The 17391-nt window shown below is 67.3% G+C and carries 16 protein-coding genes; 5 read left to right on the forward strand and 11 right to left on the reverse strand.

Annotation, left to right across the window (positions count from 1 at the left end):
- Positions 1 to 206 precede the first annotated feature (206 nt).
- Entirely contained in the window at positions 207 to 1019 is an 813-nt protein-coding gene (locus tag DWV11_RS17485) for a putative protein N(5)-glutamine methyltransferase (RefSeq protein WP_115790195.1), read from the reverse strand.
- A 451-nt stretch (positions 1020 to 1470) separates the two neighbouring features.
- Here DWV11_RS17485 and DWV11_RS17490 point away from each other — a divergent pair, with 451 nt between their 5' ends.
- Positions 1471 to 1665 carry a hypothetical protein gene (locus DWV11_RS17490; protein ID WP_115790196.1) on the forward strand — a complete coding sequence of 65 codons (195 nt, stop codon included), beginning with the start codon at positions 1471 to 1473 and terminating at the stop codon, positions 1663 to 1665.
- A 103-nt stretch (positions 1666 to 1768) separates the two neighbouring features.
- Positions 1769 to 2029, forward strand: coding sequence for a hypothetical protein (locus tag DWV11_RS17495; protein WP_115790197.1), 261 nt, complete (start codon positions 1769 to 1771; stop codon positions 2027 to 2029).
- A gap of 65 nt (positions 2030 to 2094) precedes the next feature.
- Here DWV11_RS17495 and DWV11_RS17500 read toward each other — a convergent pair whose 3' ends face one another.
- Positions 2095 to 4620 carry an ATP-dependent DNA ligase gene (locus tag DWV11_RS17500; protein WP_115790198.1) on the reverse strand — a complete coding sequence of 842 codons (2526 nt, stop codon included), beginning with the start codon at positions 4618 to 4620 and terminating at the stop codon, positions 2095 to 2097.
- A 38-nt stretch (positions 4621 to 4658) separates the two neighbouring features.
- On the opposite strand from DWV11_RS17500, the gene ku reads away from it, so the two are divergent.
- The gene (gene ku, locus DWV11_RS17505) at positions 4659 to 5543 is read left to right on the forward strand and encodes a non-homologous end joining protein Ku (RefSeq protein ID WP_115790199.1); all 885 of its coding nucleotides are present in this window, start codon (positions 4659 to 4661) and stop codon (positions 5541 to 5543) included.
- Between the two features lie 34 nt (positions 5544 to 5577).
- Here the strand turns inward: ku and DWV11_RS17510 are convergent, their stop codons facing one another.
- The 3 genes from DWV11_RS17510 to DWV11_RS17520 all read right to left on the reverse strand — a co-directional run bounded on the left by DWV11_RS17510 (position 5578) and on the right by DWV11_RS17520 (position 7716).
- On the reverse strand, positions 5578 to 6240 hold the full coding sequence (locus DWV11_RS17510; protein ID WP_115790200.1) for a DUF6766 family protein: 663 nt from the start codon (positions 6238 to 6240) through the stop codon (positions 5578 to 5580).
- 8 nt (positions 6241 to 6248) lie between these two features.
- The gene (locus DWV11_RS17515) at positions 6249 to 6755 is read right to left on the reverse strand and encodes a DUF6328 family protein (RefSeq protein WP_115790201.1); all 507 of its coding nucleotides are present in this window, start codon (positions 6753 to 6755) and stop codon (positions 6249 to 6251) included.
- Between the two features lie 520 nt (positions 6756 to 7275).
- Positions 7276 to 7716 carry a hypothetical protein gene (locus DWV11_RS17520; RefSeq protein ID WP_115790202.1) on the reverse strand — a complete coding sequence of 147 codons (441 nt, stop codon included), beginning with the start codon at positions 7714 to 7716 and terminating at the stop codon, positions 7276 to 7278.
- 196 nt (positions 7717 to 7912) lie between these two features.
- On the opposite strand from DWV11_RS17520, the gene DWV11_RS17525 reads away from it, so the two are divergent.
- On the forward strand, positions 7913 to 8392 hold the full coding sequence (locus DWV11_RS17525; RefSeq protein ID WP_115790203.1) for a Dps family protein: 480 nt from the start codon (positions 7913 to 7915) through the stop codon (positions 8390 to 8392).
- Positions 8393 to 8473: 81 nt separating this feature from the next.
- Here the strand turns inward: DWV11_RS17525 and DWV11_RS17530 are convergent, their stop codons facing one another.
- The 6 genes from DWV11_RS17530 to DWV11_RS17555 all read right to left on the reverse strand — a co-directional run bounded on the left by DWV11_RS17530 (position 8474) and on the right by DWV11_RS17555 (position 15865).
- The gene (locus DWV11_RS17530; RefSeq protein ID WP_115790204.1) at positions 8474 to 8752 is read right to left on the reverse strand and encodes an HPr family phosphocarrier protein; all 279 of its coding nucleotides are present in this window, start codon (positions 8750 to 8752) and stop codon (positions 8474 to 8476) included.
- A gap of 47 nt (positions 8753 to 8799) precedes the next feature.
- Positions 8800 to 10512: a phosphoenolpyruvate--protein phosphotransferase gene (gene ptsP / locus DWV11_RS17535; RefSeq protein WP_115790205.1), complete on the reverse strand. Its 1713-nt coding sequence runs from the start codon at positions 10510 to 10512 to the stop codon at positions 8800 to 8802.
- A 34-nt stretch (positions 10513 to 10546) separates the two neighbouring features.
- The gene (locus DWV11_RS17540) at positions 10547 to 12634 is read right to left on the reverse strand and encodes a PTS fructose transporter subunit IIABC (protein ID WP_115790206.1); all 2088 of its coding nucleotides are present in this window, start codon (positions 12632 to 12634) and stop codon (positions 10547 to 10549) included.
- A 2-nt stretch (positions 12635 to 12636) separates the two neighbouring features.
- Positions 12637 to 13620, reverse strand: a complete 984-nt coding sequence (locus DWV11_RS17545) for a 1-phosphofructokinase family hexose kinase (RefSeq protein WP_115790207.1) — start codon at positions 13618 to 13620, stop codon at positions 12637 to 12639.
- On the reverse strand, positions 13617 to 14405 hold the full coding sequence (locus DWV11_RS17550; RefSeq protein WP_115790208.1) for a DeoR/GlpR family DNA-binding transcription regulator: 789 nt from the start codon (positions 14403 to 14405) through the stop codon (positions 13617 to 13619). Before DWV11_RS17550 ends, DWV11_RS17545 begins: the two co-directional genes overlap by 4 nt.
- Positions 14406 to 14878: 473 nt before the next feature.
- Positions 14879 to 15865, reverse strand: a complete 987-nt coding sequence (locus DWV11_RS17555) for an Lrp/AsnC family transcriptional regulator (RefSeq protein WP_115790209.1) — start codon at positions 15863 to 15865, stop codon at positions 14879 to 14881.
- A 110-nt stretch (positions 15866 to 15975) separates the two neighbouring features.
- On the opposite strand from DWV11_RS17555, the gene DWV11_RS17560 reads away from it, so the two are divergent.
- Entirely contained in the window at positions 15976 to 17370 is a 1395-nt protein-coding gene (locus DWV11_RS17560; protein WP_115790210.1) for a DUF3100 domain-containing protein, read from the forward strand.
- Positions 17371 to 17391: the final 21 nt, after the last annotated feature.

The following is a 17391-nucleotide window of genomic DNA, read 5'->3' on the forward strand; positions in this document are numbered from 1 at the left end:
CCTCCTAAGGAGGTCATTTGCTTGCGACGTACAGCTGCCCCGCTCCGGGCAGGGTTTCAATTTTACGGGGGTTCCGGTCATACCAAGGGCTGCCGCGGGGCCGGCTGCACGGTTCCGAGGGCGATCTGTTGCGTATCGCGGAACAGGTTTCGCCCCAGAAACCCGCGGAAATCCGCGGATTTCCGACACTCCTGTCGCGTCGTTATCTAATTGTGATCTTTGCGGGTCGATTCCGGCCTGAATCCGAGCACTACCGTCGCATCACGTTCCTCCGAGCGGAGCACCTCCGCACGCAGCCCCGCGGCCTCGAACAGGGCGGCCGTGCGCGGCCCCTGCCGGGCGCTTGTTTCGATCAGCAGGCGGCCTCCCGGCGCCAGCCACAACGGTGCCTCCGCGACGGTCCGCCGCTGCACCGCCAAACCATCCGGTCCGCCGTCGAGCGCTGTCATCGGCTCATGCAGCCGGGCCTCCTGCGGCATGGTTGCGATGTCCGTCGACGGCACATACGGGGCGTTGACCAGCAGCAAATCCACGCGGGCGCGCAGCGAGGGCGGCAGCGCCGCATAGAGATCGCCCTCGTGGACCAGTCCGCCCACGGTCTCGATGTTGCGGCGCGCACAGCGGACCGCGGCGGGATCGATGTCTGCCGCGTGCAGTTCAATGCCCGGGACCTCTGCCGCGAGGGCGGCACCCACAGCGCCGGTGCCGCAGCAGAGATCGACGACGGCGGAGCCCGGCTGCGCGAACCGCGCACCCAGCTCGACGAGGTACTCCGTGCGGCGTCGCGGGATGAAGACGCCGGGATCGACGGCGATGCGCAGGCCCCGGAATCCGGCCCAGCCGAGGACCTGCTCGAGGGGGGAGCCGGCGATGCGCTGTTCAACCATCCGCTCCAGTTCCGCCGGCGAGCCTGCCTCGGCGAGGAGCAGGGCCGCCTCTTCCTCGGCGAAGACGCAGCCCGCGGATCGGAGGCGGAGGGTGAGCACGGAACGGGCGTGGTGCGAGGGGAATGTGGTCATGGGAGAGCCTTTCGGGTACCGAGGGGCGCTCTCCGGCCCGCTACGCCAGGGTGGGACGTGGCTGCGGAGGGAGCACCCGTACTGCCATTGCGTTGATGGGTCTCACCTCCTGGATCCTGGACCCGGCGCGGGTCGTCTGAGCTGCAATGCTAGCCCACGCTGCGAAAATCCGGAGATTCACGAAATTTTCGGGGGTTCCCAAGGGCGGGTGAGTCTGCCTAGGGTAGTGGGCATGGGAACACTGATTTTTGAGTAGACCGGCCGCTCCGGGACCAGCTCCCGCCGCCGGGTTTCATCCGAACAAAAATCCACGCCTGTTGAGGCCATGCCTCCGCGTCGTTCCCTTTTCCCGCAATCGGAACCGGTTTTCCTTTCAGTTCCACAGCAAAAGGCACCCTGAACGCCGCATCTCCGGCACCTCTGACGGCGTTGACGCTAAGGAGAGCACTGTATGACTGCGGATTCCTCGAACAAGGCCGCCCCGGAAGGCGGCATCAAGTCCAAGCTGAGCGACGCCCAGCGGGAGATTTTGGAGCGGAAGTCCCGCGGCGGCTCCGGCCCTGGCTGGCAAAGCACCGGCCGCGGCCATAAGCCCACACACGCCAGCGGGAAGCTCGCCAAGACCGAAAAGAAGGTCCGCTGGTAACGCTGTTGACCCGCCGTTGCTGACAGGCAACGGCACTGGAAGTACCCTGAAGAACCCTTCGTTTCACCTGCGCACCCCTGAAATACCGTGGAAAGGAAGAACAATGGCCGACAACCATGCAGCACAGAAGATCAATCCGGAGCTCGCCGAACACCTGGCCGGAGCCATGGGCATGGCCCCGATGCCCGAACGCGCTGCGGTAGCCGCCACCTTCGCTTCGGCCAAGGGGCCGGCCTGGCCGGACGGGAACGGCAAGCGCCGGCACCCCAAGGAACGCGGCACCAGCCACGGCCGTTCGGGCCAAGGTGCTGCCGTGACGGCGGTGCACCGCACCAGCCGTCCGCAGATGCCGCACTCCTCCTGACAAACCGGCCCGACTGACTCGCAACTAACGTCGTTTTGCGGCCTCAAGACGACACCAACTGCCAGTCAGTTGGGCCGGCCCACGTCCGACGGCGACTTGTCAGGCCGCCACCCCCGCCACACAGGGTGCCGCATGCGCCCGCCCGTGGTCCAGTCGCCGAACGTCACCTCGCCCACGAGTTCCGGGGAAACCCAGTGCGCGGTGCTCGCGTCCTCGGCGGGGATGTCCAGGAACGGCGACTCCGGCTGTTCCAGGTCCTTCACCCGCTTCAGGATGTCCCGCAGCTGCCAGTCCTTGAAGCCGGTGCCGACCCGGCCGGCGAACCGCAGCTTGCCGCCGTCGGGAATTCCCACCAGGAGGGCACCGATGGTGCCGCGCCGGGCTCCGGCACCCGGCCGCCAGCCGCCCAGCACCACCTCCTGGCTCTGTTCGAGCTTGAGCTTGATCCAGGAGTGGCTGCGCCGGCCGGGCAGGTACCGGCTCTCCGCGCGCTTGGCCATGACCCCTTCGAGGCCCAGCTCGGCGGCGCTTGCCAGGATCGCCTCATGGTCGTGGTCCAGGACCTCCGAAAGGTGCAGCGGGCTGCCTGCTCCTTTCGCTTTGGGCAGCCCTTTCATGAAGGACTCCAGGCGCCTGCGGCGTTCCTCCAGCGGCAGCGAAACCAGTTCGTCGCCGTCGTCGTACAGCAGGTCGAAAAGCATCAGCTGTACCGGGGCCACCGCGCGGGCGCGCTCCACATCGCCCGGCTTGGTGAGGTTCATCCGCTTCTGCATCTGCTCGAAGCTCGGCCGGCCGTCCTTGCCGAAGGCCACGATTTCGCCGTCTGCCACGAAGTCGTGTTCGGGCCAGATGGCGGGGTCGCTCAGTTCCGGGTAGGTGGCCGTCATGTCCTTGCCCGTGCGGCTGCCGAGCCTGAGCTTCCCGCGGGAGCGCGAGACCAGCACCCGGAAGCCGTCCCATTTCAGTTCGAAGAGCCAGCGGCTTCCCGCCAGGTCCCTAGCCGTCCCGGCGGTGGCGAGCATGGGCGCGTAGTCCGGCGGCGCGGCGAGGCTGCGTGGAGTCGGGTCAGAAGCCGGGGTTGAGGGCGCCGCCTTGGGCGCGGCGTGGTGCCCGGGCTGTTCCTTCATCAGGTGGATGAGCCACTGCTTGTCCGACTCTCCGGTGCGGATAAGCGCGAAGCGCCGGGTGCCGTGCAGGCCGCCGCCGGGCCGGCCGGTGAGCGTGGCGATCACTTCCTTGCCATCCCGCCATTTCTCGCATTCATACGTGCCGTTGTCCCAGATGCTCACGGTCCCGGCGCCGTATTCGCCCTTGGGGATGATCCCTTGGAACTGCGCGTATTCGAGCGGGTGGTCCTCCGTGTGCACGGCCAGGTGGTTCTTCTTGGGGGTATCGGGCACCCCGCGCGGCAGCGCCCAGGACACCAGCACGCCGTGGTGCTCCAGGCGGAAATCCAGGTGGTACGCCCGGGCGTGGTGCTCCTGGATCACGAAGATCCCGCCGGCCGGCTCCTCTTCCGCGTCCGCCTGTTTCCCGGAGCCGTTCCCGGCGGGCTGCCCGACGGCGGGAAACGGTTCCGGTGTCTTGCCCGGATCGCGCTTGCGCACGTAGTCCTTGAGGCGCGGGTGCACGCCCGCCGGTCCGCCGTCGTCGTCTTCCCCGTCCCGACCGCCGCCGACGTGCGAGGGATGCCCGGACTGTCCCGCCGCCACCGCGGCGAAGGGGTCCTTGCCGTCTTTCACGCGTTTCATCACGGCCGTGAAGTCCAGGTGCTCGAGCTTCGGGGAGGAGAGCTCCCGCCAGGTGCGGGGCGCCGCCACCATGGGGTGCGCCCGGCCGCGCAGGGAGTAGGGCACGATCGTCGTCTTGTTCCCGCTGTTCTGGCTCCAGTCCACCAGGACCTTGCCCCCGCGCAGCGTCTTCTTCATGTCGCTGACCACGAGGTCCGGGTGGTCGGCCTCAAGGGAGCGGGCCAGTTCATGCGCGAACGCCGAAACCTGCTCCCATTTCTGCGTACCGTCCAGTCCGGCATAGAGGTGGATGCCTTTGCTGCCGCTTGTCACCGGAACCGGGTCCATCCCCATGTCCTTCAGGATGCCCCGCGCCAGCTTGGCCACCTCCACACACTCGGGCAGGCCGGTGCCGGGCCCGGGGTCGAGGTCGAGCACGAGGCGGTCCGGGTTGAGCATGGTCCCCTCGGCGTCCACCTGCCACTGCGGCACGTGGATCTCCAAGGCGGCGATCTGCGCCAGCCAGGTGAGGGTGGCGAGGTTGTTCACCAGGGGGTAGTCGTTGCTGTGGTCGCTGTGCTGGATGGTCACCCGCGGAACCCACGACGGCGTTGAGGCGTCCAGGTTCTTCTGGAAGAACATCTGGCCCGGCTTCTCCGCGGTCCCCACGCCGTTCACCCAGCGCTTGCGGGTGGCCGGCCGGTTGGCCGACGCGGGGATCAGGAACGGCGCGACGGCGGCATAGTACTCGAGCACTTCGGCCTTGGTGGTGCCGGTCTCCGGGTAGATGATCTTGCCCAGGTTGGTCAGCGTCAGTTCGTGTCCTTCGACGTTGACGCGCTCCCTCTGGCGTTGTGCCATCTCTTCACCTCCGCCTTGATGTGATGTTCACTTAGTGCATGAGGGCCATATGGAAGGGTTCTATCGCGTTCGGGCTGGTCAACGTTCCGGTGAAGCTGTACAGCGCCACGGAAGACCACGATGTCAGTCTCCACCAAGTCCACAACAAGGACGGAGGACGCATCCGCTACCAGCGCAAATGCGAAGTCTGCGGCGAAGTTGTGGCTTATGAGGATATCGACAAGGCCTACGAAGAGGAAGGCCGCACCGTGGTCCTCACCACGGCGGACCTGAAGTCCCTCCCGGAGGAGAACAGCCGCGACATCGAAGTGGTGGAATTCGTTCCTGCCGAGCAGCTGGACCCCATCATGTACGAGCGTCCCTACTACTTGGAGCCGGATTCCAAATCGCCCAAGGCCTACATGCTGCTCCTGCGCACGCTGCAGGACACCGAACGGGTGGCGATCGTCCAGTACGCCCTGCGGCAGAAGACGCGGCTGGGCGCCCTGCGGGTACGCGGTGACGTGCTGATGCTGCAGTCGCTGCTCTGGGACGACGAGGTCCGGGAGGCCGACTTCCCGGCGCTGGATTCGGACATCAGGATCTCGGACAAGGAACTGGAAATGTCCTCGGCTCTGGTCGATTCCATGGCCCGCGATTTCGACCCCGAGGCGTACACGGACGACTACCAGGTGCAGCTGCGCCAGCTCATCGCGGCGAAGCTGGAGCGCGGCGATTCGCTGGACACCGAGGAGACCTTCGGCGTGCAGGCCGCCGAGGGCGAAGGCGGCGAGGTCATCGACCTCATGGAGGCGCTGAAGCGCAGCCTGGACAAGAAGCGCGGCGGGACCGCCGGCTCCAAGGCTGCCGTCTCGAAGTCGAAGGACGCCGACGAAGAGAAGGCCCCCGCCAAGTCCAGGACCCGGGCGAAGAAGAACGCCTGAGGCTGTGCAAGTGGTGCCAGCCGCAGCCCGCACCTCAGGACCCTGTCTGATGGTGCGGTTCGGCCACCCGCTTCGACTCGGGTGATCCGCGCTCGCGGAGGAACACCGAAGCACCCACCAGCACGGCGACCGCCAGGAACTCGCTCTGCCAGTTCTGGAAGGACTCGAACCAGAACTGGCTGCTCGCCATGTACTGCCAGATCGAGACCGGCGGCAGCCCGTGGGCCAGTTGCTCCTCGCTGTGGCTTTCCGCGCCGCCCACCGCGTGCATGAGGATCGAGCCGAGGAACAGGACCACCAGCAGGCCGGACAGCGAGTGCTCGTAGGCCACCAGGATCCAGCCGCCCTTCCGGACAGGCCACGGCGTATTCCGGGTGATCCTTGCGTGGCGCGGGTTTTCGTCCTGTTCGGCTTCCTTCCCGAGCGGCTTGGATTCGGAGGAGCCTTTCTGGAACAGGAAGATCGTCAGCACCACGTACATCGCCATCTGAAGGAACTCGGATTCCCAGTTCTCGAAGACGGCTTCCATGAAGTGGCCGCTTCGCAGATAGGCCGGCAGGTCCACCGTTTGCCGGCCGTGCGCGAGCTGGTCGTCGTTGTAGCTGGCCACGCCCGAAAACACCATTCCGCCGAGGAAGAGGACGAACAGCCCGGCGTTGGCCAGGAGCAGTCCGTTGTTCTTCAGCCATCGGGGCATCTCTTCTCCTACTCTCCGGTGCCCCGCGGGCGCCGCGAGCGGTAGCTGAGCCATAACGGCACGACGAGGAGCAGGAACAGAAGTACCAGGACAATTGCCCCGCCTGCTATCAGCGCGGCACTCCGCCCGGCAACGACGTCGTACACCAACAGGGCGGTGCCCACGATCAGTACGGCCACCCCGCCCAGCGCGGTCTTGGCCATGAAGTCGGCACTGGCGACGAGTACGGATTTCAGCCGTTTCCGGAAGAGCCGCCGGTGCACGCTGACCGGCAGGAGGATCAGCGCCGTGGTGAGTGCCGCCACCATCACGTTGAACAGGTACAGAGCTACCTGGACGGAATCTAAGGTGTCGAATTTCGCCTGGAACGGCAGGGTCAGGAGGAAGCCCGCCAGGATCTGGACCCCGGTCTGGAGCACCCTGAGCTCCTGGAGGAGTTCCATCCAGTTGCGGTCGAGTTTCTGGTTCGGAGACTCGCCGCGCTTGTCGTCTTCAAGAAATTCCATGTCGTCCATGTGGCAACCTCCGCCGTACCTGAGTTTCACGCTATGGCGTGGCAGGGCCGAATTCAATGGAAAACTAAGCCTGCTGACTAATTTTCCTGTAACGCTGGACTCGGCGCCGGCCGCCCGTTAGCGTCGGGAGTGCTGGAGATGTACGCCAACCCACCTTTGGAGGACGCGATGAGCAGCACTTTCCCTTCACCGGTCCAACCCGACGGGCAGCTTCCCGGGGACGGGAGCCTGCCTGCCGTGCCGCCCGACGCCGGGGACCCGACGTCGCCGTTTGGGCCGCCGTCGCCATTGCCGCCGGAGCCCCTGCCGCCGGAGCCAGGCCCCCAGCCGCCGCCTTTCGAGCCGCCGCTTCCACCTACCGAGCCGCCCATGCCGCCGGAGCCGGAACCCTTCCCGTTGCCGCCGGGTCCCGATACTTTCCCCGTGCCGGGCGATCCGGACGCGGCGCCTCCGGAACCGCAACCGGATCCGGACGGGCCGGGTGGAGGAGTCCTGGGCTAGCGGATTCCCGGGCGGATTCTCAGGCGGGCAGTTCCATCCGGAATCCGCAGCCGCACTGGAGCACCTTGGTCTTCAGGTAGACGTCCAGCAGGTCCACGGCAGGGTCCTTTTCCGGGTCGTCGGTGCGGATCGGGGCCTGGACGCTTCGGTGGGCGGAGCCGGCCGGTTCCATCGGCCGCCCGCAGTGGACGTACTCGCCGCCGAACTGGAGGACTCCGATGGTGTTTCCGCGGTCGTTGAGGATCGTGGCCGCGTCCAGGAAGACGGCCGTGTGGGCGTAGAAGGTGTCGCACTCTACGCAGGTGTAGGAGATGTCGACCAAGCCGTCGACGGGAGGCTTGAGGGGCTCGATGCTGTCAAGGATGAGGTGGTCTGTGGTGTTGCAGTTCCCGCACCAGATGGGTTCGGCGCTCGGCTGGGGCGTCTCGTTGGGAGACGCGGGATGGGAAATCGTCGACATTGACCGCTTCCTTTCAGTTATCTGGACCTTCTCAGCGCCGCTTCGAAAGCCCGCCCGCGTGCTGGTCCAGATGCCTCATCGTACTAGTAAGCATGCTTACTAAACCAGAGTCCGGGACGTAAGCTTACAAGAGGGCCCTCGCCGGAGACCGCGCTCAGGGCTGGCTGCTACTGGATCGGCGTCGTGAGAGGAAGATATGAAAGCATCGCAAACCCTGGCAACAAACCTGCAGATGGTCCTGACGGATCTGATCGAGCTCCAGCTCCAAGGGAAGCAGGCGCACTGGAACATCGTGGGGCCAAACTTCAGGGACCTCCACCTGCAACTGGATGAGCTTGTGGCGGCCGCCCGGGCGTTCGCCGATGAAGCAGCAGAACGGATGAGGGCGCTGCACGCACTCCCGGACGGCCGGAGCGCAACCATTGCGGCCGGGACCCGGCTGGAGCCCTTCCCCGAAGGACTCACCGCGACCAAGGACGCCGTCAAGCTGATCACTGCGCGCGTGGAGCGGACCGTGCAGACCATGCGCGACGTCCACGACCAGGTGGACGAGGAAGACCCCACGACGGCGGATCTGTTGCACGCGTTCATCGCCCGCCTTGAGCAGCTGGCATGGATGATCAATGCCGAGACCATGACGGCGGAAGCCGCGGTGTCGGAACCGGCGCAGGACTAACGCTTACCGCAAACAGAAGGAGCGTGCCTCCCCGCCAGGGGAAGGGCACGCTCCTTCTGTTTGTCTTTTCGAACCAGGGGCCTATTCGGCGTCGTGGTCGGTTTCGAGGATCTTGACGAGCTTGTCGAGGGCTTCGTCGGCGCCGGTGCCTTCGGCGCGCAGGACCACCACGTCGCCCTGGGCTGCGCCGAGGCTCATGAGGGACAGGATGGAGGCGGCGTCCATGGCTTCGTCGGCGGGTTCGCCCTGCCGGGCGATAGTGACCTCGAGGTCGAGTTCGCCGGCGGCTTCGGCGAAGATGGCGGCAGGGCGGGCGTGCAGGCCGACGCGGCTGGCGATGGTAGCGGTGCGTTCGCTCATGGTGGTTCTCCTTGCTGGTTCGGTGGTTTGTGTTTGGAGGCGGTGCTTTACAGGCCCAGCTCGTTGAGGACGGGCAATTGCTCGCGGACGGCGGAGCGGGCGGCGGCGGCGCTCGGGGCAGCCAGGGCGAGGCCAGCGAGCTGTTGGGCCTGGGCCAGGGTAATGGTCTTGAGTACGGCGGCCACGGAGGCCAGGGCGCGCGGGGACATGGAGAGGGTGGCGACGCCCAGCCCGATGAGCACGGCGGCCAGGGCAGGATCGGCCGCGGCTTCCCCGCAGACCCCGACAGGTTTGGGCTGGCCGCTGGCTCCTGCCGCGGTGGCGGCGCCGTCGGCGGTGAGCTTGACGAGCTTCAGGACCGCTGGCTGCCACGGGTCGTTGAGGGTGGCCAAGGGGCCCAGCTGGCGGTCGGCGGCCATGGCGTACTGGGTGAGGTCGTTGGTGCCCAGGGACGCGAAGGACACCCGGCCAAGCACCGTCTCGGCCGTCAATGCCGCGGAAGGGACTTCCACCATGACCCCGGGGGTCTTGAGCCCGGCCCCGGCGCAGAGCTCAGCGAAGCGGGCGGCTTCCTCCGCAGTGGAGATCATCGGGGCCATGACCCACACCTCTGCCTCATGCGCGGCTTCCGCTTCGGCGATGGCCTGGAGCTGGCGTTCCAGGACCCCGGGCGAGGTGAGGTCGGTGCGGTAGCCGCGCACACCGAGGGCCGGGTTGGGCTCGTCGGCGTTGGTGAGGAAGGGCAGCGGCTTGTCGGCGCCGGCGTCGAGGGTGCGGACCACCACTTTCTTCCCGGGGAACGCGGCGAACACGGCGCCGTACGCGGTGATCTGTTCTTCGACCGTGGGCTCGGTGTCGCGGTCCAGGAAGCAGAACTCGGTGCGCAGCAGGCCCACGCCCTCGGCCCCGGCGTCGGCGGCCTTGACCGCGTCCGCGCCGGTGCCGACGTTTGCCAGCAGGGGAACGCGGTAGCCGTCAGCCAGGGTGTTGTCGCCGGTGAACGCGGCCAGGGTCGAGGCCTGCGTGGCCCAGGCCTTGGCCGCGATGCGCAGTTCCTCGGACGGGTCCGTGGTGATGGTGCCGGCCGCGCCGTCCACGTAGACCTCTACCCCGTCGTCGATGTCGTCCACCCCGGGAGCGGCGACGACGGCGGGCAGGCCCAGGGCGCGGGCCAGGATCGCGGTGTGCGACTGCGGCCCGCCGCCGCTGGTGATGAGGGCGATGACCTTGGCCGGGTCCAGGGTGGCGGTGTCGGCAGGGGCGAGGTCCTCGGCGGCCAGGATGAACGGCTCCTCGGAGGCCGGGATGCCCGGGGCCGGAAGGCCCCGCAGCTCCGACACGATCCGGGCCCGGACATCCAGGACGTCGGCGACACGTTCGGCCATGTACCCGCCGAGGCTCTTCAGGGTATCGGCGACCGTGGCAGCGGCTTCCCAGACGGCGCGCTCCGCAGTCCGCGCGCCGCCGGGAGTTTCGGGCTTGAGAAGCTTGACCGCAGACTTGATCAGCATCGGATCCGCTGCCATCAGCGCCGTGGCCTCGAGGACCTCCTTGCCTTCACCCGACGCTGTCGCGGCACGGGCACGGAGCTCGGACTGGACGGCCTTCGCCGCGTCCTTCACCCGGGCCGCCTGCGATTCCACGGTCACATCCGCCGGGATGTTCACGTTCGCGTGGGGTTCCTGCACCGGTTTGGGCATCTGCCGCACCGGACCCAAAACCCGGCCCGGAGCGACACCAACACCTGAAAAGGTCTGCATGGATTAGTCCTCTAGTTGCTTTCTAACGGCGTTGTCAGGCTGCTGCCGCAACAGTATCAACGGTCTTCTTCACTGCCCAGCGCTTGAGCGCGATGAGCAGGAGCGCCGTAACAACCGTGCCTACCAGGATGGAGAGCACCCAGAGGAGGAAGTTGTCGATGGCGAAGAAGACGAAGATGCCACCGTGGGGGGCCTTTGAGCCGACCGCGAAGGCCATGGACAGGGCGCCGGTCACTGCGCCGCCCACCATGCTGGCGGGGATGACGCGCAGCGGGTCGGCCGCGGCGAAGGGGATGGCGCCTTCGGAGATGAAGGAAGCACCCAGCAGCCAGGCTGCCTTGCCGTTTTCACGTTCGGCCAGGGAGAAGCCCTTCTTGTCCAGGACGGTGGAGGCGAGGGCCATGGCCAGCGGGGGAACCATGCCGGCGGCCATGACGGCGGCCATGATCTGCCACGGAGCCTGGTTGGTAACGGAGGCTGCGCCCAAGCCGGCGACGGCGAAGGAGTAGGCAACCTTGTTGACGGGGCCGCCGAGGTCGAAGCACATCATGAGGCCGAGGATCACGCCGAGCAGGATGGCGCCCGCGCCGGTCAGTCCGGAGAGGCCTTCGTTCAGGGCCTTGGTCAGCGCGACGATCGGTGCGCCGAGGATCAGGAACATCAGGCCGGAAGCGACCAGGGAGGCCAGCAGCGGGATGATGACGACGGGCATCAGGCCGCGCAGCCAGCGGGCCACGTTGAGCTTGCCGAGCTGGTGGGCGATGTAGCCGGCCAGAAGGCCGCCCACGATGCCGCCCAGGAAGCCGGCACCCATGAAGCCGGAGACCGCACCAGCCACGAAGCCGGGAGCGATGCCGGGCCGGTCCGCGATGGCGTAGGCAATGTAGCCTGCCAGGGCCGGAACCAGGAAGCCGAGGGACAAAGCGCCGATCTTGAACAGCACCGCGCCGAGGTAGGCGCCCAGCGGTCCCCAAGCCAGGGCCGGGTACTCGGTGGGCAGGTTGAAGAGGCTGTTCTGTGCGAGCATCTTGTCGGCGAAGCCGGTGATGTCGTACCCACCCAGCAGGAAGCCAAGGGCGATCAACAGACCGCCGCCGGCCACGAACGGGATCATGTACGAGACGCCGGTGAGGAGCGCCCTCTTCAGCTTGTGGCCGATGTGCTCGCCCTTTTCTTCGGCCTGACGCTCAGCCTCTTCCTCCGCACCAGCGTGCGGAACGCGGTGGGCGCGGGGGTCGTCGATGGCGGCGAGGGCTTCGTGCACCATCTTCTCCGGCTCATCGATGCCGCGCTTGACTGGCGCGCTGATGACCGGCTTGCCGGCGAAGCGCTCCTTGCCCCGGACGTCGACGTCGACGGCGAAGATCACGGCGTCAGCCGCCGCAATCACTGCCGGGTCCAGCGGCTTGGCGCCGGAGGATCCCTGGGTTTCCACCTGCAGGTCCACGCCGATTTCCTTGGCCGCGGCCACCAGCGAGTCGGCGGCCATGTAAGTGTGGGCGATGCCCGTGGGGCAGGCGGTGACAGCAACAATGCGCTTCGGGCCGATGGGGCCCCCGGCTCCGCCGATCGGGGCCGGGGCAGCACCCTGTGCTGCGAAGCCGGTGGATCCTGCGCCGGCAGCGGCAGCGGCGGGCACCGTCACTGCTTCGGCAATGTGGGCGGCAGGCTTGTCGGCGAGGGCAGCGTCCACCAGCTCCACGATCTCCTGGGGAGTGGAGGCCGCACGCAGGGCCGCGGTGAAGTCCTTCTTGATGAGGGAGCGGGCCAGCTTGGAGAGCAGCTTCAGATGCTCCTGGTCGGCGCCCTCGGGGGCCGCGATGAAGAAGATGAGGTCCGCGGGGCCGTCCTTGGCACCGAAGTCCACTTTCTGGGACAGCCGGGCCATCGCCAGCGACGGCACGGTCACGGCCGTGGAGCGGCAGTGCGGGATGGCGATGCCACCGGGCACGCCGGTGGCGGTCTTGGACTCGCGGGCGAAGGCGTCCGTGAACAGGCCTTCAACCTCGGTGGCGCGGCCGGCGTCGGCCACTTTGCCTGCGAGGAAACGGATGACGTCGGCGGGAGCCTCGCCGAGGTTCTGGTCGAGGGCGACCAACTGGGGGGTGATGAGCTCTGTCACTGTTAGTCCTTCGGAAGGGCCGTGATGGTTACGGCGTCGGGAGTTGTTTGGTGGACTGCCGGGACAGTGGAGCCCGGCAGCGAAGCAGCGGCGGCACCATGTGCCACAGCTTGACGGAGGCAGTCCTGCGGGGTGCCGCCCTGCGTGGCGGCCAGCAGGTAGCCGGCAAGGGAAGAATCGCCGGCACCCACGGTGCTGACGGCCTGGATCGGCGGATGCGTGGCGAGCCACGCGCCGTCGGCGGTTACCAGGACGGCGCCCTTGGAACCGAGTGTTGCAAGGACCGTTCCCACACCGGAGCCGACGACGGCGGCCGCGGCCCGGGCGGCCAGGCCCGGATCCGCTTCCAGTTCCTCGGCGGTGTGGTGGTCCGTGAAGCCGGCCGCGGCGGCCAGTTCGGCCAGTTCCTCCGCGTTCGGTTTCAGCAGGTCCGGCCTGCCGTCCCCGCGTCCGCTGACCGCCGCCACCAGCGGAGTGCCGGAGGAGTCGATCGCGATCAGGGGGGCTCCGCCGTCGTCCACGCTGCGGAGGCGGGCGGCCACCGTGGCGTAGAAGTCCGCCGGAACTCCCGGGGGAAGGGAACCGGCCAGGACCACCCAGCTGGCGCCCTGCGAACGCTCCAGCAACAGCCCGATCAGGGCTTCCTGCTGTTCAGCGCTCAGTTCCGGGCCGGGTTCGTTGATCTTGGTGGTCACTCCGTCCGGCTCGGTGAGGGTTACGTTGCTGCGCAGCGGCTCGGCGATCGGCAAGGCCGCGAACGGCACCTTGTCCTCCCGCAGGCCGCTGAGCACGGGGTCGGTCTCGCCGCCCGGCAGGACCGCTATGGTGTCCAGGCCGGATGCCACCAGGGCACGGGAGACGTTGACCCCTTTGCCGCCCGAGTGCTGGTGGACGGCGACGGCGCGCTGCACTTCGCCGCGGGCCAGGGCGGCGGGAAGCTCGACCGTGCGGTCGAGGCTGGGGTTGGCAGTCAGTGTGACGATCATGCGAGCACGACATCCACACCGGCTTCGGCCAAGGCGGCCGAGAGCTCGTCAGAGGGTTCGGTGTCAGTAATCACGGTGTCTACATCTTTCAGGGCGGCGAATTGGACGAGGGTTTCCGCGTCCAGCTTGGAAGAATCCGCCAGCACGACGACGCGCCGTGCGGCGGTGACGAAAGCGGCCTTGACGGCTGCTTCTTCGGGATCCGGAGTGCTGAACCCGAACGTTGCGTGGATGCCGTTGGCACCCACAAAGGCGATGTCCGGCCGGAGCCGGGAGGCGGAATCGACGGTGGATTGCCCGACGGCGGCCTGCGTGAGTCCACGGACACGGCCGCCGAGGATCTGCAGCCCGATGCCCGGATTGCCGGAGAGCCGGGCGGCGATGGGGATGGCGTGGGTGATGACCACCAGTTCCCCGGTGCCGCCGTTGCCGCGCTGGGAAGCGAGGAGTCCTGCGAGGGTTTCGGTGGTGGAGCCCGCGTCCAGCAGGATGCTTCCGGTGGAGTCCTCGGGGATCATGGCCAGGGCGGCCTGGGCGATGCGGAGCTTTTCCTGCTGCCGCTGGATGGCGCGTTCGCCCACGCTTTCCTCGCGGGTGCTCAGGCGGTCCGACGGAACGGCTCCACCGTGGACCCGGCGAAGGCTGCCGGCGGATTCAAGGGCGGCGAGGTCCCGGCGGACGGTTTCGGTGGTGATGCTGAAACGTTCCGCGAGGTCGGTCACGCTGACCCGGCCCAGCTCTGCGACGAGCCCGGAGATGAGCTGCTGGCGCTCTTCAGCGAACACATACCCTCCATTGCGTACTTGCAGAACCCGGTTGGTGACCACCATCACATGATGTGGAATTGCTTGACTCTATCTTTGTTCATGTGGGGATGTCAATAAAAAACAACACAAACAAAGATTGTCGGTGCTGGCGGGTGAGGACGGCGTAACGCGTACGTGATGTTGGCGGGGGTGTGAGGCCCTGGAGACGCTGCCTGCGGCGGGCGCTTTTCGCGACGCTCCTTCCCGCTTGCATGCTCGATCCGGGCCTGAGTCTCCGCAGCTTCCGCGGATTTCCGGGGACGGCCAGGGGTGGGCCCAGGAGCAACCGGGCAGGAACGTCGTGCGAGGCCGTGGGGTGCCCGAACCAAGAATCCCCGGCCTACCGCGTGCTGGACTCCCGGACGATGAAGCGGCCGTCAATGCCGCCGCCTCCCGACGCCGGTGCTGCCGCCGCCTCGCGCGGGTCAAGGGAGCCGCCGCCGTCGTCATATCTACCCCACAATCCGCCGCCCTGAAGCGTCCAGGCGGATGCCCAGATGCTTCGGGGTGCGCAGCACGATCGAACGGTCCACGATCTCGGCGAAGGGCAGCCGCTCGCCGAGATGCCGCTCCAGCAGGGTGATGTCCTCGATGCGGCGCAGCCACACGGCCACTACGAGGGAATAGTTGCCCACGGTGGTGGTGACGAGCCGGACCTCGTCCAGGCCCACCAGTTTCCCGGCCACCGACCCCACTTGGGTTGCCGGGACCCGCATGAAGAACCACACATACACCGGCCACCCCGAATACGGCCGGGCCACCTCAAGCCTGATGACCACGCGCTGTTGGGCGAGGACCGTGCTGAGCGCGCTCCGGGCGCGGGCCTGGCTGATGCCCAGTTCACCGGAAATCCGGGACACCGACGCACGGGCATCCGCGCGCAGGATCCGGAGCAGCCCGTCCTCGATCTCGGCGGGAACCCTGGACAGGAGCTCCTTCGGCTGCGCCACGGCCCGCTCCAGCGCCTTGACCTCGCCGGCGTTCAGGGAGCGCAGGCGCCACACCTGGGCGTCGGCCACCACCTGGATGGACCGGTGCGTGCGCATGCTGCGGATGCCTTCCACCGTAGACAGCCGGTCGAGCACGTAGCGGGACAGTTCGGCGTCGTCCCGGCAGACGAGGGTGACCACCATGTCGCGCCCGCCCGCCGTCAGGTCGATCGTGAGTACCTCCGGGTCGCCGGCCAGTTCCTCTGTCACGGGGGCCATGCTCGACGGCGCGCACTCGATTTCCAGGAATGCCGTCACCACGCCCCGCCCCGCACCCTGGTAGCAGCCGATCCAGGCCAGGCCCTGTTCCTGCAGTTGTTCCCAGCGCCGGGCCAGAGTCACAGGGTCCGCTCCGACCGCCGGCGCCAGGGTGGCCCACGGTGCACGCGGGCGGACCTGCAGGGCATGCAGCAGGCGGAGATCACGTTCATCGAAATCGTAATCCTGCATTTCCAGCCTTACTTTCCTGAATTTCCTGCATATTCGAGTCGCTGTGATGCGCGTTATATAGCTTATAAGCCCATCCGGTTTCCATCCCCAGTCCCCAGCAAGGAAATCCCATGACCTCAACAACTCTCCTCGCGGCCCCCCAACGCACCAGAAGTTCCTTGGCGTGGCTCTGGCCAATCGGCGGACTCGCCTTGCTGCTGGCTACCCTGAGCCAGCTCATCGGCCCCAAGGTCATTCCCGTGGGATTTGCCGCGATCACGATTCTGCCGATGGTGTGGGGCATCCTGTCCGGCGGCATCGTCTCCGCGCAGAAGTTCCGCCCTCTCTCCCGGAATTTCCAGTCCGCGGCCGGTGCACTGATGGGTACGTCCGTCCTGATCCTCGTGGGCAGCCTCGCGTTCACGATGGGCCCCAACCTTCCCCTGCTCTTCCGCGCCGGCCCGGCGCTGCTGCTCCAGGAAGTCGGCCACCTGCTCGGCACCCTGATCCTCGCCCTCCCGCTCGCCGTCATGTTGAAGATGGGGCCGGCCACCATCGGGGCCACCTTCTCGATCGACCGCGAAGGTTCTTTCGCCATGGTCAGTGAGCGTTACGGCACCGACTCGCACCCGTACCGCGGCGTCCTGTCCATGTATGTCTTCGGCACCATCTTCGGTGCGGTCTTCATCTCCCTCCTGGCATCCGTCAGCGCTTCCCTGGGTGTCTTTGACCCGCTGGCCCTGGCCATGGGCGCCGGGGTCGGTTCCGGTTCCATGATGGCTGCGGGAGCGGCAAGTGTGGCCGCCCAGTTCCCCGAGCTGAAAGACCAGATCATCGCCGTCGCCGGCACCTCCAACGTCATCACCAGCCTGCTGGGCGTCTACGTTGGTATCTGGATCGCCCTGCCCCTCGCGGACAAGATCTACAACGGCCTCATCCGCCGCTTCCCGCACCTGGACACCATTGCCGACGCCGTTGCCGCCGCTGGTACTGCATCCACCGCCGAGCTCGAATCCGCTGCTGCTGAATCCGCGGCTGCCGAAGCTGCGCCAGAGTCCGACGCCGACACCGGGAACCGCGGTCCCGTGCGGGTCCCGCTGTACATCGCGATGCCTCTCCTGACGGTGATCGGCGTCTTCATTGCCTCGATCGCCGCGGGGGCTTTCTCCTGGAACATCCTGGCCGGCTACCTGGTCATCGATGCACTGCTGCTGGCGGGCCTGGGCTTGTCCAAGCTGTGCCGGGGCAAAGTGCCCAGCATGGTCTTCATCATCACCTTGGGCGCCCTGGCTTCCAGCCCGGTCTCGCCGATCGCCAAGACCCTCATCGCCATGGTCGGCAGTGTCAACTTCCTGTCCATCTGCACCGTGGTGCTCACCGTCGCAGGCTTGAGCCTTGGCAAGGACATCCCGCTGCTGCGCCGCATCGGCTGGCGGATCGTTCCCGTGGGGCTGGTCGCCATCGCTTCTTCGTACTTCTTCTCCGTGGTCATCGCCCAGTTGACGCTCGGCCTCGGCCACCACTAATAGCCCCCCTGAACCTGCTAC

It is taken from the genome of Arthrobacter silvisoli (assembly GCF_003369445.1).
Classification (GTDB): Bacteria; Actinomycetota; Actinomycetes; order Actinomycetales; family Micrococcaceae; genus Arthrobacter; species Arthrobacter silvisoli.

Excerpts from the sequence above, each read along its gene's own strand:
- DWV11_RS17485 (WP_115790195.1), bottom strand. The coding sequence starts at position 1,019 with ATGACCACATTCCCCTCGCACCACGCCCGTTCCGTGCTCACCCTCCGC.
- DWV11_RS17490 (WP_115790196.1), top strand. The coding sequence starts at position 1,471 with ATGACTGCGGATTCCTCGAACAAGGCCGCCCCGGAAGGCGGCATCAAG.
- DWV11_RS17495 (WP_115790197.1), top strand. The coding sequence starts at position 1,769 with ATGGCCGACAACCATGCAGCACAGAAGATCAATCCGGAGCTCGCCGAA.
- DWV11_RS17500 (WP_115790198.1), bottom strand. The coding sequence starts at position 4,620 with ATGGCACAACGCCAGAGGGAGCGCGTCAACGTCGAAGGACACGAACTG.
- ku (WP_115790199.1), top strand. The coding sequence starts at position 4,659 with ATGAGGGCCATATGGAAGGGTTCTATCGCGTTCGGGCTGGTCAACGTT.
- DWV11_RS17510 (WP_115790200.1), bottom strand. The coding sequence starts at position 6,240 with ATGCCCCGATGGCTGAAGAACAACGGACTGCTCCTGGCCAACGCCGGG.
- DWV11_RS17515 (WP_115790201.1), bottom strand. The coding sequence starts at position 6,755 with ATGGACGACATGGAATTTCTTGAAGACGACAAGCGCGGCGAGTCTCCG.
- DWV11_RS17520 (WP_115790202.1), bottom strand. The coding sequence starts at position 7,716 with ATGTCGACGATTTCCCATCCCGCGTCTCCCAACGAGACGCCCCAGCCG.
- DWV11_RS17525 (WP_115790203.1), top strand. The coding sequence starts at position 7,913 with ATGAAAGCATCGCAAACCCTGGCAACAAACCTGCAGATGGTCCTGACG.
- DWV11_RS17530 (WP_115790204.1), bottom strand. The coding sequence starts at position 8,752 with ATGAGCGAACGCACCGCTACCATCGCCAGCCGCGTCGGCCTGCACGCC.
- ptsP (WP_115790205.1), bottom strand. The coding sequence starts at position 10,512 with ATGCAGACCTTTTCAGGTGTTGGTGTCGCTCCGGGCCGGGTTTTGGGT.
- DWV11_RS17545 (WP_115790207.1), bottom strand. The coding sequence starts at position 13,620 with ATGATCGTCACACTGACTGCCAACCCCAGCCTCGACCGCACGGTCGAG.
- DWV11_RS17555 (WP_115790209.1), bottom strand. The coding sequence starts at position 15,865 with ATGCAGGATTACGATTTCGATGAACGTGATCTCCGCCTGCTGCATGCC.
- DWV11_RS17560 (WP_115790210.1), top strand. The coding sequence starts at position 15,976 with ATGACCTCAACAACTCTCCTCGCGGCCCCCCAACGCACCAGAAGTTCC.